The following is a 15,305-nucleotide window of genomic DNA, read 5'->3' on the forward strand; positions in this document are numbered from 1 at the left end:
GTCTCGAATATCAACAACTCTTATGACCTCTTTCTAATCCTCTATAAATATAAAAGCCCCACCAATGGCGGAGCTTTTTATTACAGTATATGAAATCGGTCTTATTGCTTGATCATCGGGGTCTGCCAGAATTCCTCATCACCTTGAACTTGCACGTAATAAGCCCCACTCGCCAAAGAACTTATATCCCAGGATTTTCCTGTTTTCAAATCAGATACAGAAATGGCTTGTTCAAGAACAATTCGCCCTGCTGCGTCAATCAATCGAACTAGAGCGACTCCTTGAAGGGCATCACCAGTGTACTTCAAATTTATCGCATTTGAGGTGGGTTGTGGATACAAGCTGAATTGCTCGTCAGACAACTCATTTAATCCGATACCCTGTATCAATACGCTGGTCGATACATATTCCAACCCGCACTCGCTGTATACTGTAAGTCCGACCGTATATGAGCCATTGTCATTATACGTATGTGAAGGAGCGAAAACGGTAGACGTAGATCCATCGCCGAAATCCCACATGACGGAATCAACATTCGCTTGATTCGCTTGAGGGGTAAAAGTGGCGATTCCTACCGAAGGATTAGCTACGTTGAATTGTGCGGTTTCTGGTGCCGTCACTTGAACGGATACGTTCGCATTGGCCGAGGCACCTCCATTATCTGCCAAAAGAACGACATTTTTCGATCCTCCGGTTGAATACGTAACACTGTGAGGCCCTGGACCGGTAGCTGTTGCCGGAGTAGCACCACTTCCAAAATCCCAGTTGTAGTTTTGGAATGCACCTCCCGATCCGTCCGAATAGGTCACTACATCGCCGGTACAAACGTCATTGGAGCTAGAAGTGATATTGGCTGCCGGGAGAGGCTGAACAATATTGATGTTATCGATGTACAGGTTGTTGCCATATCCACTTTTTGCGATAAAGCGAATTTGTACATCAGTAAAGCCATCGTAAGCACTAAGATCTATATCCGTGCAAGTGGATCCTTGAACACACCAATCGCTCTGTACAATGGGAGTAAAAGGTGTAGTCTGAGATCCAATGGTCTCCAAGTTGCCACCAGGAGCACCGTCGTAGCTAGCGATGCGACTCCATGTAGACCCGCAATCCGTGGAAATAAAAATAGCCAAGCTATCATATAAACTAACGCTATATCCTGCATACGCATGATCAAAAGTCAAATGCGGATTAACGGCTCCGGTAAAGTCAAGAGTAGGTGTCGTCAACCAGTCTTCCACCTCAGAAGTTTGTGCAGAGGAGTAGTTGAAGTTATTCACTCCTGCAGCCCAGTTTCCTCCATTTCCAGAAGCCGATCTGCGCTCCCACGTAAGATCTCCATCGGGATTTGTAATCCGGAAGCGGTCAAATCCTGAAGCTTGCTCAAAATCTTCAAAGAAGGGGAGTAAGGTGCTTCCAATGAAAACAGGCTGTGCAATTCCTACAGAATCAACGCCCACACCATTATCGGCGGTCATACCCACTGTATATGATCCAGCTGCGGTAAACTGAATACTAACATTCGTTGACGTCGCACTTGTACCATTGACATAAGACCACCCAGTTGCCGGGCTAACGTACCAAGCGAATACAGTTGGCGCACCTGTAGAGGTGTTTATAAAGTCAACCACTTGTCCTGGGCATCCTTCAAAGGTACTTGCGTCAAAACCAGCAGATGGAGCACTTGAAGGAGCTTCGATTTTAAAATCGTCCAAGGCGATATCCGAAGACCAGTCTGGTCCCGTAATTCCTCGTAGTCTCACAACAACCGTATCTCCTAAGTATGGAGCCAAGCTCAAGCTTGCCAAGTTCCAAGCCGAACCTTGGTCACCAGAGAGCACAGGAAGAACATCCTCAATCAAACGTCCATTGACAATAAGATCCGTGTGTAAGTCTCCTACCGCTGTACCATTCATGTGGTATCGATAGGTTAACTCAAAAGAACCTGATGACGGAAGAGCCACACATGGAGAGTACATGATGGCTTCTTGGCCGGTACATCCGTTAGATGCTTCGAGATATACGTACTTACCATTTGATGTGCCGGGATTGTAGTCCTGACTGGGTCCGGTATTATTCGAAGGCGTACCTCCGAAATTTGTCCGCCAGTCAATATCATCGTCCACCCCATTATCCAGATTGAGCCATCCACCGGGAAGAGGACATACCGTTGCGCCACAATCACTGCTCGTATTGCACGCAGTAAAGGACTCCAGATTGTCCATCCACGGTGTCATGGATACTGTTCCGCCAGTGAGCAAGTAGAAGCTTACTTTCGCTGTATCGTTGTATTTGTTTTGATCCGAAAGAATGCTGTGGTAGACATCCAAACTGTTCGTTCCTGTCATATTTGGCGTGAACGATTGAGTAAAGGTAAATTCCATGGAACTTCCGGACAGAAGTGTGTCAGTCCACGATTGAGATACGGGAGTTCCTCCGTCGTGCACGTAGCTTGCGCTGAATCCGTGCACATCGTTCGTTCCTTGATTGGTGAGTCGAACCACAACGTCCGAAGAACCACCTCCTGCACAGCCGGGCTGCGGTCCATTGAAAGGTGTCAATACTTCCAAGAAGATATCGTCGTTCAAGGAACAGTTTGACAATCCAGCAGCAACGAAGAAAGCATCACGACGCTCCCCAAGGCCTCCGTTCGGTCCAACAGCTCGAATGGTGTAGTAGTAATCCACAGAAGGATCGTGTTGCAAGACGGCTCCAGAAGTTGTTGTCGATGTACCCACTACTTGCATATAAGCGGTGTCCATACGCATAATTTCATAGCTCGTTGCACCGGTGACCGCATTCCAAGAGAAGGCAATCGAATCTGGGCAAATAGACTGAACTTGGAATCCACCCACACGGCGCAGAGCGGTGTTTACACTGTCGCTCTCATCACTCACCGGGCCGCGGCTCACACGAACCAGAACTTCATCACTGGCCAAAGTGCCAGGTACGCTCCAGTTGCGGAAGCGGGCAGTTGCACCAGCGGTTCCAATTGTGTTCCAAGTGGTACCATTATCATCGCTGTAATCAAGAGTAAAGCTGTTACCGTTGCTGAGTGCATCCCAACGAATCACTTCGGTTGTTGCGGGCTCTAGCGCAGCACCTCCATTCGGGAAGGTGAGGATGATTTCGTCATCAATGGCATATTCAAAGACCACGACATAGGGCTGTGGTCCATTGGGAATGGACGCCCCAGACACTTCAATGGTATACGTTCCGGCAGCAGGGAAGTCCAAGGTCACCTGCTCCACGTTATTCATATTGTCTACTCCTCGTGTTGCGTTTGCATTGAGGTTCGTAGCATTAGGTGTGTGATCCAACACCCAAGGATCCCAAGAAGCTCCTGAGGGATCTTTCACGACCAACTTCAAGTCATTCACCAATGGTGTCGATGCAAAAGGAGAGCCTTCTACATCATTCCAGTAAAGCAAGATTTTCACTTCCCCAACACTTCCGGGCAAGGTGATATTGAAACTATCGAGTTCAGCCGTAGAAATGGAGTCTTGAAAGAAATTCCCTTCTAGAATGGTCTTTTGCGCTCGACGAGCGTTTACACGACCATAGCCATATCGGAAATCCGGACCTGGATTCCCTAAGTCCTCTGCTGAATTCATCAGAATTCCTTTCATCAAGGCCGAAGTAGGCTCGGTTCCACCGTTGGTTTCTTTGAAGGCCTGGTACATCGTGGCCAATGAACCTGCAACGCCTGGGCAAGCCATCGAAGTTCCTGTAGAACTAGCATAGCTATTCACATCTACTGTTGAATAGACACTGGTCCCCACAGCGCAAACATCTGGCTTGATACGGCCGTCGTCCGCAGGACCACGACTACTGCTGTTGGCTAGTGCATCGTTGAACTGGACATTACCCACGGCCAAGGTGTTCTTACCCACCTTGATACCACCGGTAATATTTCCCCAACCAGCACCAGCGCCATAATTACAATTCGAAGTTCCGCTGTTTCCTGCACTGAAAACGTGCATCAGACCTGGGTTGTCGTAAATGGTCTCATCAGCAAAACTCGCGTATGAGGTATATCCGGCATTACAACCATTACCGTAGGAGGTAGAGGTGATGCGGACTTGGTGTACATCGTAGTGAGAATCCGAGCTATCGACATTGTCAAAAGGCTCATAAGCGAACAAGTAGGCGCCCGGTGCATTTCCTCGACCGTCTGGATCGTAGTTTCCGGAACCGAAGATGATACCAGCGCAGCGATCTCCGTGATTCCCTGAACTTGCATCCACATAACGCTGGTCAACGCGCCCTTCGTAATCGATGTGTGGGCCAATAACCCCGTCATCTCCCATAGCTACAACAACACCCGAGCCATCAAAACCGCCGTACTGTACGGATCCATTTTGATTGTAGTTGACACGGTGGTTGGTGCGGCCGCGATCGTTCTCAGGAACAGGGGTAGGGTCAATGGCCTCCATAAAGTACACCTCGGGTAGAGCGGCAATAGCTTCAATATCTGCAATGGGTACAGAAAGCTCTATTTGATTGCGTTTAGAAAAGCGACCTATAATGTCTGCTCCTGCGGAGCGAAATACGTCTAAGGCCTGATCCGCTGTAAGGTCATTTTGATAAATGACACTGAGTAGGATGTCATTGTCTCCATTTAAGGCGTGCTCGGGAAAATCACGATTGGCCAAGCTCGTCGTCATTTTGAAGGCTGGCTCAATGATCATGACGCTTCGAACGCCCCATCGATCTAAATTGATTATAGCCGCATCGGAAGAAATGCGCGCTTGAAACGCATTTTGAGGTAGGTAGGAGTTCAGCACGATTCCGGCTGCTTCCATTTCCGCTCGTTCCGAAGAGGTAGGAAGATCGTTGAATTGAAGAATACGGTAGTAGACACCATTTCTCAATTCATCGGTTTGATAAGGGCTTTGAATAAAAGACTCCAGGTTAGCTGGACAATCGTAAACCCCTGTTTTAAGGTGTAGTTGCTGCGCAGAACGGTTTTGTGCTGAGGCCGAGCCTACCGACAAAACGAAAAGGAGAAGCGCTGCGATTCGGGTTAGTTTCATAGCAATTTTTAGTAGTAGTTAACGTAAGTGGAGGCCTACGATAAGACCTAGATCGTTTAATTAAGGTTCAATAGCATCAGTAAAATAGTCACGTATGACCTCCAAAGAGGGTTTGTTTTGCGGCGTGTAGCTCGTATGTCCATGGCCTCCAACACTCTCTGGCCTATCGAACCACTTCCACAGAAATCCGCCCGCAAATGAATCTTGCTGCCAAACAGCGTTGTACAATCCGATATAGCCGTTGCATTGCGTCGCTATATCGTAATCCTCTCCGCTGTGCGAATCCCACGGCTTCACGAGCCCACCTACTACCGAGCGATATCCGTACTCCGTAAACAAAATCTTGAGGTTATGGACACGAGAAAAACGATGCAGCGGTCGATATTGTTCTTCCCTTGAAACCCTAACTTCTTCAGCAGTAGGTGTTTCGATATTGGAAACCGGGAAGTACGCGTCAATACCAATGTAATCGAGCTCCTCCCAATAGGGTATTCCCGCATAAGCGTCCCGGTTAGCGGCATAGGTCAGTTGTCCAGAATAAAGTGCTCGAACATCTTTGATCAATCCGAACCAAAATTCGAGCCGAGCGGTGGCAAACGAATCGAGCTCCGTACCGATGATCAGCATTTCGGCCCCTTCGCGCTGTGCCACCTCGGCAAAGGCAAGTATGTAATCGCGATAACTATCTTCGGCAACCTCCTAGTCGGCCTCGCTCGAAAAGGCCCAATGGCCAGTGAACTGACCTCCCAATAACCAAAGCTGCGGCTTTATCGCTACCGAATATCCGAGTTCCCGAGCCTTTCGGGTACACGCCGCAATGCCCTCAACCGTTTCGCCATACCATTGCCTGGAGCTGTTGAAGTGCACCTCCGGATCGTTGGGACGAGCAAATCCAAAAGGCATAAAACACAGCCAGTTAGCATACGTTACCTCAACCGACTTGATCGTGTCGGAATGCGGTACATCGCGACTCGCTACGAAACTAATACCGTGAATCTTCTTTAGCTTTGTTTGATGTGGAGCTTGGCCTACGGCCAGATGCGCGACCAGCGTAAACAACAGAACCCACTTCATGGCTTTCGACGGTAGATCCCTTTAAATAAGGTGGTCCGGTTTTCCAGGTCACGTGTAGCCTCCCGGTTCTGTATCATGGATCCATCGGGCTGATGGGTGAAGGTCAAGCGGTAGATGATCGTTCCGACCGAATCGGCTTGTTCGGCTCTGAAGACCAGTTTATCGCGTACCCAGTGACCTTCAAAATGAATGGTAGATCCTTGTTCGTCGACCCGGGTTTGATACCAGGTGTTTGAGGCCGGATCATAGGAATTGTAGCTCTTTCCCCTATTTCCGGTGGCCGATGTCCAGTTTTCAGCCAATTCGCACTCGCCGAGAATAAGATCCACCTTGTTTTCACCGATTTGCTTACCCGTAGTGTCGAATACCGACCAATCGCCTATCCAAAAATGGGATTAGCGGTGACCTTCAGTGTCGCAGGGACTTCCGGGCTGCGCCGTTGCAAATCGGCCCGCGAGGGCCAGAACCAATAGAATGCCGATCTTCTTCATGAGCGCAACAATTTCTCTAATTTAGGCTTTCCCAAAGTGAAACACCCAAAATCTATGCGAACCAAGATCCTTTGTTTTTTATTCCTTGTTGGTCTACTCAGCGACATTGGCCATGCTCAAGGGCTTCGGGCCGACATGAACTCCAGTGAGATACGCCTGGCACTCGAGAAATTCGGACACCTCGGAAGCGTCCTTTATTTGGCCGCTCACCCCGACGATGAAAACACGCGACTGATCGCCTACCTCGATAATGGAGCACATGCCAGAACGGCTTATTTATCGCTCACGCGAGGCGATGGAGGACAAAACCTCATAGGAACCGAAAAGGGGGCAGAACTGGGGCTTATCAGAACGCAAGAACTACTCGAAGCGCGTAAGATCGATCGTGGCGAGCAGTTTTTCTCCCGTGCTGTGGACTTCGGATACTCCAAGAACCCGGAAGAAACCTTCGAAATATGGGATAAAGAAAAGGTGCTCGCCGATGCCGTTCGGGTGATCCGGCAGTTCAAGCCCGACATCATTATTACTCGATTTCCACCCAACGAGCGCGCCGGACACGGGCACCATACTGCTTCGGCCATGATCGCCGAAGAGGCCATGGACGCCGCGGCTGACCCGGACTTCATGAAAGATGAACTCGGTGACCTGCCGGCACATCAAGTCATGAGACTCTATTGGAACACCAGCCCTTGGTGGTTTACTGATATTCCTGAGCGCATCGCTGCCGGAGACGAGAAGTTGATCACCGTAGACGTCGGTACGTACAGTCCGTTAATGGGTCAGAGCTATTCGGAGATCGCCGCTGAAAGTCGTTCCATGCACAAGAGTCAAGGATTCGGTGCAAGTAAGGGCAGAGGAGAACAGCTCGAGTACCTCGAGTATATGAAAGGTGATATGGTCACCAATGGCGATCTTTTTCAGAATATTCCGCGTTTCTGGGACGACCTAAAGCACGGAAGTGCCATAGATTTTGCTTGGCGCGAGCTAAAGAACGAATTCGACCCCGTGAATCCGCAACGCATGTTGCCCGATCTCATTCGTCTGAAGGAAATGTTGAGCAATTCAAAGGTCGAGTACGCGGACATGGCCTTTAAGATGAAGGAGCTCGACCGCCTCATTCTCGCTTGTTCGGGGATCTTTGCTGAAGCTACGGCCGATACTTACAGCGTAAGTTCGGGTGAAGAAGTTAAAGTTACCGCACGTGCCATCATGCGGTCCGATGCCATGATATCGGTTCGGGTGGATGCCGGTACCGACAATGACCTGCAGCCGATGCCGAACAACATCTTGTTCGAAGAGGAACTCACTCTTACTGCTCCGGAAAACTATTCGGATCCCTATTGGCTTCGAAAACCTTATCGCGGCGTATTCAGCGTCGAAGACCCGCATATGATCGGCAAGCCTGAAACACCGGCAGCTTTGTCTGTGTGGTTCTATTTCAATGTCGAAGGGGAGGAGATCGCCGTTTCATTGCCCGTAGAGTACAAGTGGACCGACCGGGTGCGTGGCGAGTTGTATAGGCCCGTGAACGTTTTGCCGCCCATTACGGCCACCTTTACCAAGGACAACTACATCTTCACCAGCAATTCACCGCGATCGGTCGAAATCTTGGTCAAGAACCACAGCAATACCGATCGCACTGCCGTAGTGGAACCTTGTATTCCAAAGGGGTGGGAGGTGCGCCCTCAGCGGGCGGATGTTACCCTTCGTGCCGCAGGCACAGAAAAGAGGTTAAAATTCGAAATCACCCCGAGTGAAGAGGCGTCTGAATCGGCTTTCAGTGCGTTGGTATATGTCGATGGCGACACCTTGGATCTCGGATTCAGTCAGATCGATCACGAGCATATCGAGATTCAAACCGTGTTGCCTCGGAACGATGTAAAGGCCGTGCACATTGCCGTTGACGTCGTGGGCGACAAGATTGGGTATATCATGGGGGCGGGCGACGATGTTCCGGCCGGATTGCAACAGCTGGGCTACGAAGTGCTACTGCTCGATGAGGAGAATATTTCTACGGTGGATCTATCCGAATATCAGGCGATCATCGCCGGTATAAGGGCGTACAACACGCTGGATTGGCTCAAGTATCAAAAGGACCTGCTTATGGCGTACGTGGAGCAGGGTGGGAACTACATCGTACAGTACAATACCAACCGCGGTGTGGATCCGGCCGATATGGGTCCATATACCTTCGAGTTGAGCCGCGATCGCGTTACGGACGAATACAGCGATGTGACGTTCCTGGCTCCCGAGCATCCCATCATGACCACGCCGAACAAGATCACTCAGGCCGATTTCGAGGGGTGGGTGCAAGAGCGCGGTTTGTATTACCCGGTGAACTGGAGCGCGGAATATACCCCCTTGCTACGCTGGGCCGATGAGGGCGAGTCCGATAAGGATGGGGTGCTGATCGCGGCCGACTACGGCCGTGGAGCATTTATCTATACCGGGATATCATTCTTTCGGGAGATTCCGGCCGGAGTACCGGGTGCCTTCCGATTACTAGCGAATATCGTCAGCTATGAACCCGGCCAACATGACTGAGCCTTCGAATAAACCTCCCGGATTCAAGACTTGGCCGCGCATGTACGTTTTTGTGCTTTCGGTCATGGTAGTACAGGTAATACTGTACCTGTGGATCACTTTATCGTATAGCTGATGCAAACCCTCGATTGGATCGTGCTGTTCGGCACGCTGCTCACCATTGTTGGTTACGGAACCTGGAAAACGCGCCGACAGAGCGGGCTCGACAGCTACCTCAAAGGCGATAATCAGATGCGTTGGGCCACTATTGGCCTATCTATCATGGCCACTCAAGCGTCGGCCATTACCTTTTTGAGTACGCCCGGAAAGGCCTATGAATCGGGCATGGAGTTCGTTCAGTTCTATATCGGACTTCCTATTGCCATGGTGATCTTATCGGCATTTGTATTACCTCTGTACTACAAACTAAAGGTCTATACCGCCTACGAGTACCTCGAATCACGGTTCGATCTCAAAACGCGCCTTTTCACGGCTTTTTTGTTCCTGGTGCAAAGAGGATTGGCTGCCGGAATCACCATCTACGCGCCGGCGATCATATTGTCGACCATGCTCGGCTGGAACCTCACCTTTACTAATCTGTTCGTCGGGATACTCGTGATTATTTACACCGTTTCGGGCGGAACGCGCGCCGTTAGCCTCACTCAAAAATGGCAGATGGCCATTATTATGGGTGGCATGTTCATCGCATTCGGCATCTTGCTCAACAGCTTGCCGGATGGGATGGGAGTAGCCGAAGCCACGGACGTGGCCGGATTCATGGGTCGCATGAACGTGATCAACACCGAGGTAAGCCTCGATAACCGATACACCATCTGGTCGGGGATCTTCGGCGGTGTATTCCTGTTCCTCAGTTACTTCGGCACCGATCAAAGTCAGGTTCAACGTTACCTGGGCGGACGCGACCTCACAGAAAGTCGCATGGGACTCATGTTCAACGGACTGCTCAAAGTGCCCATGCAATTTTTCATCCTTTTCGTTGGAGTCATGATCTTCGTCTTTTACCAGTTCGAAAAACCACCCATCTTCTTCAATAAGGCGGCGCAGGACAAGGTCATTCACTCGTCCTCAGCTCCCGATCTAGCAGTGCTTAACCTCGAGTATGACTTTATTTGGAACCAAAAACGCGAAGCTCAGGAAGAGCTGGTTTTGGCCCTACGGGCCGATGATGATGCCGCTGCTCAATTGGCGAGCGAACGTGTCAATCGACTTCAAGGGGAGTTAGAACGCGTCCGTATCGAATACAAGGCCGAGGTCAACGTCGCAGACCCTAGCCTCGAGACCAAGGATTACGACTATGTGTTCATCACTTGGGTTATGGCCTACCTGCCAACCGGTTTGGTCGGACTCCTTTTTGCCGTTATTTTCTCCGCCGCGATGAGTTCTACGTCGAGCGAATTAAACGCCTTGGCCAGCACTACGGTTATCGATTTTTATAAGTGCCTTGTGAATAACGACGCCAGTCAACGCCATTATTTAATGGTGAGTAAAATGTCGACTATTGGCTGGGGAGTTTTTGCGATTCTATTTGCCGTTTACACCAAACGGTTCGAAAACTTGATCGAAGCCGTGAATATCTTGGGATCGCTGTTCTACGGAACTGTGTTGGGGGTATTCTTGGTCGGATTCTTCTTTAAGTTCATTAGAGCCACCCCGGTATTCATCGCTGCGGTTATCGCAGAAACTGGCGTAATCTTCACCTATTTCTACTTCGGAAATGATGTGGGGTTCTTGTGGTATAACTTCATCGGATGCGCAGCGGTAATCACTATCGCTATTTTGCTCAACTCTGTAGGTCGATCAAAGTCTCCTTGATGATCGGGCGCAAACCGCTCAAAAAGAACTCTACGGCGATCACCATCACTATGAGTCCCATGATACGCATGAGCATCTTAGCTCCCGTATCGCCCAATACGCGCAAAATTTGATTGGCGCTGATCAAGAGCATTAAGGTGATCACACAAACGACGAAAATACCTCCGTAAAATGCTATGATATCGAGGTACGAGTCGGCTTGCTCTTTCAGAACAATGGCATTCGTAATGGCCCCTGGCCCCGTGATCATTGGAACGGCAAGCGGTGTAATCGAAATATCCCCTACGTATTCTTTGACCTTTTTACTGGGCACTTTGGTTCTTTGTAAGCGGGCTTGCAACATGTCCTGACCTACCATGAAGAAGATGATCCCACCTACGATCCGGAAGGAGTGAACTGATATCCCGAAAAATTCGAATAATACTTGACCAGAAAGCGAAAAGAGCACCATGGTTATGAAGGATACGATCATGGCTTTTTGCGCGGTATTCCTCCGTGCAACATTGTCCAACCCATCGGTCATGGTCAAAAAGATGGGCAAAACCCCTAAGGGGTTGATCACCGTAAAGAAACTAGTGAAAACGACCAAAAAGAAGCTCCACTCCTGAGACATGGCGGATAGGCTTTAGCGTGTGCAAAGTTTAAAATAAAAAAACCGCTGCCCAAAAATGAACAGCGGCTTTGTTTGTTCGGGAAGGGTAGTTTACCAAGCCTTCATTTCTTCCATCAACCCGGCTCCGTACGTGAACTCGCGGCCATCGGCCTTGGCGCTTTCTTCACCTTTGCGGATCGCCTCCTTGCCTACGATCTTGGCACTTTTGTTTTGTCCGTCCGCGTGTAACAATTCCGCCTTAACCCAGTAGGTGTACCAGCTTTCGTCACCACCTTCTGCCAAAGACTTATTGATCCACTCAATTCCTTGCTTGAGGTCTTGACCACTATTGAGGCAGTAGTTCGCAGCATTGCGATATGTGCTCCAAGTAGGCTCCGAAGCCAATGCATTTTTGATGTTCTCTAACGCGCGCTCGTGCACTTCAACAGAAAGCGGTGCGGCAACATGGTAGTTGTCCCACATAATGTTGAGTTTGCCACCTTTTCCTTCATCATCGAAGTCGCTGAACCAGAACTCCATGCGCTCTGTCTTCATTTCTTCTATATCGATTCTGTGTACTTCAGCGGTGTAACGAGCCACGTCGTTTTCTGAGTTGTATTCCCCAGTTCCCCATAGTTCGGTTTCCGAATTGAGGATGATCACGCATTCCTTCTCACCGGGAATGGTAAACAAACTGTACGTTCCGGCTTCTACTTCGGTATCTCCGAACATGAAATTGGTAGATGAAGTGAACTGGTTAGCCTTATTGGCACCTGTCCGCCAAACTTCACCGTAAGGAACTAGAGAGTCAAATACTTCACGACCTTTTACTCCCGGACGAGAATACTCAACAGAGAAGTCGGTCAAACCGATGCGTTGCTTTACCATGGCGGCCGGACTCGGCTGTGGGAGGTCCTGTGCAACAGAATCGAACATAAAGAATCCGCATAGGGCTGCGGCGAATAACAACTTTTTCATAGCAGTGTTTTTTTGTTTGAGAGGCCTAAAGATAATAGATAAATCAGGAGAGTCGACGCTTCAGCGCGACCATCTTAACGGCTGTAACGCCAGCTTCTGTTCCTTTGTTCCCGTGCTTGCCACCTGAACGCGCTCTACTTTGTTCAATATTGTCGTCGGTCAATACGCCGAAGATTACAGGCAGGTCGAGTTGAAGGTTCAAGTCTTTGATTCCCAATGCTACGGCTGAGCAAACGTAATCGAAGTGGGCGGTTTCACCTCTGATCACTGAGCCCAGGCAAATGATGGCATCGGGTCTCTTGGTCTGTGCGTAAAGCTTTGCTCCGAAAACCAATTCATAGCTTCCCGGTACGTCGATCCGTTCGATATCGGACTCTGAGACTCCGCATTCTAACAGAGCTTCAAGAGCACCCTCATATAGCCCTTCCGTGATCTCTTCGTTCCACTCAGAAACGACAATTCCGAAGCGCCAACCGGTGGCGTTCGGAATTGATTCGTATACGTGGCCCGATAAATTTTTATTCTCCGTAGCCATTATAACTTGGCTTCGACGCCGGCGATGTATTTATCGATATTCTGTGCATCGCGTGATTCCGGATACTCTTTCTTGATTCTCTTGTACAACTTGATCGCCTGATCGTTGTCCTCGATGTACTCTGCGGCTTGCGCTGCCTTCATCAGGTAGAGCGGGGTGGTGAACTCGTTGCTACGGGCATTCACGGCTTTGATGTAGTAGTCCAAAGCGTCTTCAGGTTGGTCGATCTGAGCGAAACAGTCGCCGATCGCGCCTAAATGAACTGCCGCTAGGATCTCATCGCCTCCGTCGAATTCCTCGAGGTAATCGATCGCAGAAACGAAGTCACCCATGCGCATATAGGCTACACCTGCATAATAATTAGCCAAGTTACCCGCCTTGGTGCTGCCGTAGTCGTCGGCAACGTCCAAGAAACCCAAGTGTGCAGCATCGCCATTTATTGCGCCATTCACGTCGTTCCTCTCCAAAGCGCGCTCTGCCCATGCCATTTCAGAGGCAGCCTCGTTCTCTTTTGGGATTTGGATCAAGTACTTGTACGCTTGATATCCACCAATGAGGATCACGATGGCCGCAACGGCGATCAGTAATACGTTCTGGTTTTCCTCAATGTACTGCTCGGTCTTCGATAGTGCTTGTTCAACGGCTTTCAACTGCTCGTCTCCTTGACTTTTCTTCTTCTTAGCCATGAATCTTTCTAAATTTGAGGCACAAAAGTAATTCTTTTTATACAAATTACCGACTGGGCCTACGGCCCGAAGGCCACTTCTGCTCACCTCATGTATTTAAAGGAACTCTCTCTCGTACAATTCAAGAACTATCCGGAACTCCGGCTGCCCCTCGATGCACAGATAAACTGCTTCGTAGGCCCCAATGGCTCTGGTAAAACGAATCTTCTCGACGCCATTTACTACCTCAGCTTTTGCAAGAGTTATTTTAATCCGGTCGATTCACAAAATGTAAGGCACGGCGACGAATTCTTCGTGATCGAAGGGTGGTATCAGCGGCAAGAGCGACCCGAGCATCTTTACTTGGGTGTTAAGAAGGGACAAAAGAAATCGGTCCGCAGAAATAAAAAGAAGTACGATCGCATTTCGGAACACATAGGGCTGTTTCCACTCGTCATCATCAGTCCTTCGGATCGAGATCTCATTTTAGAAGGCTCCGATGTCCGGAGGAAATTTATCGATGGGGTCATCGCTCAAAGCAATAAGAGGTATCTCGATGATCTACTTCAATACAACCGCATTCTCCAACAACGGAATAGCTTATTGAAATACTTTGCGGCGAACCGGTCTTTTGACGCCACTTCCCTCGAAACCTACGATGAGCAGCTCGACCCTCTAGCCGAAAGGATTCATCAAGATCGGAAGGAATTCCTCGATCGCTTTATTCCCATATTTCAGAAATACTACTCCGACATTAGCGGTGGAGCCGAGGAGGTAGGAGTGGAATATCAGGCTAAGCTTGGAGAGCAATCGCTTCAGCTCGTTTTATTCGAATGCCGAGAAGACGATCGCCGCCGCCAACATACGACTCAGGGAACCCATAAAGACGATCTCGAATTCACCCTCCAGGGTTATCCCATTAAAAGGACGGGATCACAAGGTCAACAAAAAACATTCTTGATCGCGCTGAAACTAGCGCAGTTTACCTTCCTGAAAGAGTTGACGGGAATTACACCGATATTGCTACTCGACGATATTTTTGATAAACTGGACGATCAACGAGTAGGAGCACTCATTCGGATGGTCGAAGAACATAGATTCGGCCAAATATTCCTTTCGGACACTCATTTCGAGCGCACGGAAAGCCTTGTGAAACAGTTCAACGAATCGTACCGTATGTACACCGTATGTAAAGGAGAGGTCAAATGAGAAGCCAAGAAAAATCGATCGGGGAAATATTGAAACTCATGACCCGTGAGTACGGTATGGAGTTGAAGCTACTGCAGGCCCAGGCCATCGACGCATGGTATCAGGAAGTGCCGCCGATCTTCAAAGAACACATTTCAGAAGTGTTCATGATGGAGCGAAAGATGATCGTTCGGCTCGACGATGACGTGATGCGTCACGAGCTTCTCTACCACAGGACTACCTTGATCGATCGCATCAATCAAAAACTCGAAAAACCACTCGTCAACGAGATCGTATTCAAATAAAAAAAAGAAGCCGTCTCAATACCGGGGCTGTTTTTTTTTGTATTTAAGTATCTGATTGCTTGCTGTTTAGTTTGTTTATGATTAT

At 49.2% G+C, this 15,305-nt stretch carries 12 protein-coding genes; 4 read left to right on the top strand and 8 right to left on the bottom strand.

The genetic code is table 11. The features are described from left to right. Nucleotides 1-101: 101 nt before the first annotated feature. Genes J4F31_09345 through J4F31_09360 form a run of 4 tightly spaced genes read right to left on the bottom strand, consistent with a single transcriptional unit; the run spans nucleotide 102 to nucleotide 6,439 of the window. Complete coding sequence (locus J4F31_09345; protein ID MCE2496761.1) at nucleotides 102-5,036, bottom strand: S8 family serine peptidase; 4,935 nt, start codon at nucleotides 5,034-5,036, stop codon at nucleotides 102-104. 60 nt (nucleotides 5,037-5,096) lie between these two features. Next, the gene (locus J4F31_09350) at nucleotides 5,097-5,687 is read right to left on the bottom strand and encodes a hypothetical protein (GenBank protein MCE2496762.1); all 591 of its coding nucleotides are present in this window, start codon (nucleotides 5,685-5,687) and stop codon (nucleotides 5,097-5,099) included. A 48-nt stretch (nucleotides 5,688-5,735) separates the two neighbouring features. Next, entirely contained in the window at nucleotides 5,736-6,110 is a 375-nt protein-coding gene (locus J4F31_09355; GenBank protein ID MCE2496763.1) for a hypothetical protein, read from the bottom strand. Next, on the bottom strand, nucleotides 6,107-6,439 hold the full coding sequence (locus J4F31_09360; protein MCE2496764.1) for a hypothetical protein: 333 nt from the start codon (nucleotides 6,437-6,439) through the stop codon (nucleotides 6,107-6,109). The genes J4F31_09355 and J4F31_09360 overlap by 4 nt, the downstream gene beginning before the upstream one ends. Before the next feature lie 216 nt (nucleotides 6,440-6,655). Here J4F31_09360 and J4F31_09365 point away from each other — a divergent pair, with 216 nt between their 5' ends. Together J4F31_09365 and J4F31_09370 are read left to right on the top strand one after the other, a co-directional pair. Beyond that, nucleotides 6,656-9,145 carry a PIG-L family deacetylase gene (locus J4F31_09365; GenBank protein MCE2496765.1) on the top strand — a complete coding sequence of 830 codons (2,490 nt, stop codon included), beginning with the start codon at nucleotides 6,656-6,658 and terminating at the stop codon, nucleotides 9,143-9,145. 114 nt (nucleotides 9,146-9,259) lie between these two features. After that, a complete protein-coding gene (locus J4F31_09370; protein ID MCE2496766.1) occupies nucleotides 9,260-10,957 on the top strand; it encodes a sodium:solute symporter in 1,698 nt (565 codons plus the stop codon). On the opposite strand, the gene J4F31_09375 is transcribed toward J4F31_09370, so the two are convergent. From J4F31_09375 to J4F31_09390, 4 genes are all read right to left on the bottom strand, one after another. Beyond that, nucleotides 10,926-11,570 (bottom strand): NAAT family transporter, encoded by a 645-nt coding sequence (locus tag J4F31_09375; GenBank protein MCE2496767.1) that lies wholly within the window; start codon nucleotides 11,568-11,570, stop codon nucleotides 10,926-10,928. The two genes, J4F31_09370 and J4F31_09375, sit on opposite strands and share 32 nt — an antisense overlap. A gap of 90 nt (nucleotides 11,571-11,660) precedes the next feature. Continuing rightward, nucleotides 11,661-12,527, bottom strand: coding sequence for a DUF2911 domain-containing protein (locus tag J4F31_09380; GenBank protein MCE2496768.1), 867 nt, complete (start codon nucleotides 12,525-12,527; stop codon nucleotides 11,661-11,663). Nucleotides 12,528-12,570: 43 nt separating this feature from the next. Next, nucleotides 12,571-13,062, bottom strand: a complete 492-nt coding sequence (locus J4F31_09385) for a 6,7-dimethyl-8-ribityllumazine synthase (protein MCE2496769.1) — start codon at nucleotides 13,060-13,062, stop codon at nucleotides 12,571-12,573. Next, nucleotides 13,062-13,748, bottom strand: coding sequence for a tetratricopeptide repeat protein (locus J4F31_09390; GenBank protein MCE2496770.1), 687 nt, complete (start codon nucleotides 13,746-13,748; stop codon nucleotides 13,062-13,064). The genes J4F31_09385 and J4F31_09390 overlap by 1 nt, the downstream gene beginning before the upstream one ends. A 90-nt stretch (nucleotides 13,749-13,838) precedes the next feature. Here J4F31_09390 and J4F31_09395 point away from each other — a divergent pair, with 90 nt between their 5' ends. Both J4F31_09395 and J4F31_09400 read left to right on the top strand, forming a co-directional pair. Next, nucleotides 13,839-14,936 carry a DNA replication/repair protein RecF gene (locus J4F31_09395; GenBank protein ID MCE2496771.1) on the top strand — a complete coding sequence of 366 codons (1,098 nt, stop codon included), beginning with the start codon at nucleotides 13,839-13,841 and terminating at the stop codon, nucleotides 14,934-14,936. Further along, on the top strand, nucleotides 14,933-15,220 hold the full coding sequence (locus J4F31_09400; GenBank protein MCE2496772.1) for a DUF721 domain-containing protein: 288 nt from the start codon (nucleotides 14,933-14,935) through the stop codon (nucleotides 15,218-15,220). The genes J4F31_09395 and J4F31_09400 overlap by 4 nt, the downstream gene beginning before the upstream one ends. Nucleotides 15,221-15,305: the final 85 nt, after the last annotated feature.

Source organism: Flavobacteriales bacterium (assembly GCA_021296215.1).
Classification (GTDB): domain Bacteria; phylum Bacteroidota; class Bacteroidia; order Flavobacteriales; family ECT2AJA-044; genus ECT2AJA-044.

What these genes read in the sequence shown, in the direction of transcription:
- J4F31_09365 (MCE2496765.1), top strand. Translation starts at nt 6,656, where the DNA reads ATGCGAACCAAGATCCTTTGTTTTTTATTCCTTGTTGGTCTACTCAGC.
- J4F31_09385 (MCE2496769.1), bottom strand. Translation starts at nt 13,062, where the DNA reads ATGGCTACGGAGAATAAAAATTTATCGGGCCACGTATACGAATCAATT.
- J4F31_09370 (MCE2496766.1), top strand. Translation starts at nt 9,260, where the DNA reads ATGCAAACCCTCGATTGGATCGTGCTGTTCGGCACGCTGCTCACCATT.
- J4F31_09355 (MCE2496763.1), bottom strand. Translation starts at nt 6,110, where the DNA reads ATGAAGTGGGTTCTGTTGTTTACGCTGGTCGCGCATCTGGCCGTAGGC.
- J4F31_09395 (MCE2496771.1), top strand. Translation starts at nt 13,839, where the DNA reads ATGTATTTAAAGGAACTCTCTCTCGTACAATTCAAGAACTATCCGGAA.
- J4F31_09380 (MCE2496768.1), bottom strand. Translation starts at nt 12,527, where the DNA reads ATGAAAAAGTTGTTATTCGCCGCAGCCCTATGCGGATTCTTTATGTTC.
- J4F31_09375 (MCE2496767.1), bottom strand. Translation starts at nt 11,570, where the DNA reads ATGTCTCAGGAGTGGAGCTTCTTTTTGGTCGTTTTCACTAGTTTCTTT.
- J4F31_09400 (MCE2496772.1), top strand. Translation starts at nt 14,933, where the DNA reads ATGAGAAGCCAAGAAAAATCGATCGGGGAAATATTGAAACTCATGACC.
- J4F31_09345 (MCE2496761.1), bottom strand. Translation starts at nt 5,036, where the DNA reads ATGAAACTAACCCGAATCGCAGCGCTTCTCCTTTTCGTTTTGTCGGTA.
- J4F31_09390 (MCE2496770.1), bottom strand. Translation starts at nt 13,748, where the DNA reads ATGGCTAAGAAGAAGAAAAGTCAAGGAGACGAGCAGTTGAAAGCCGTT.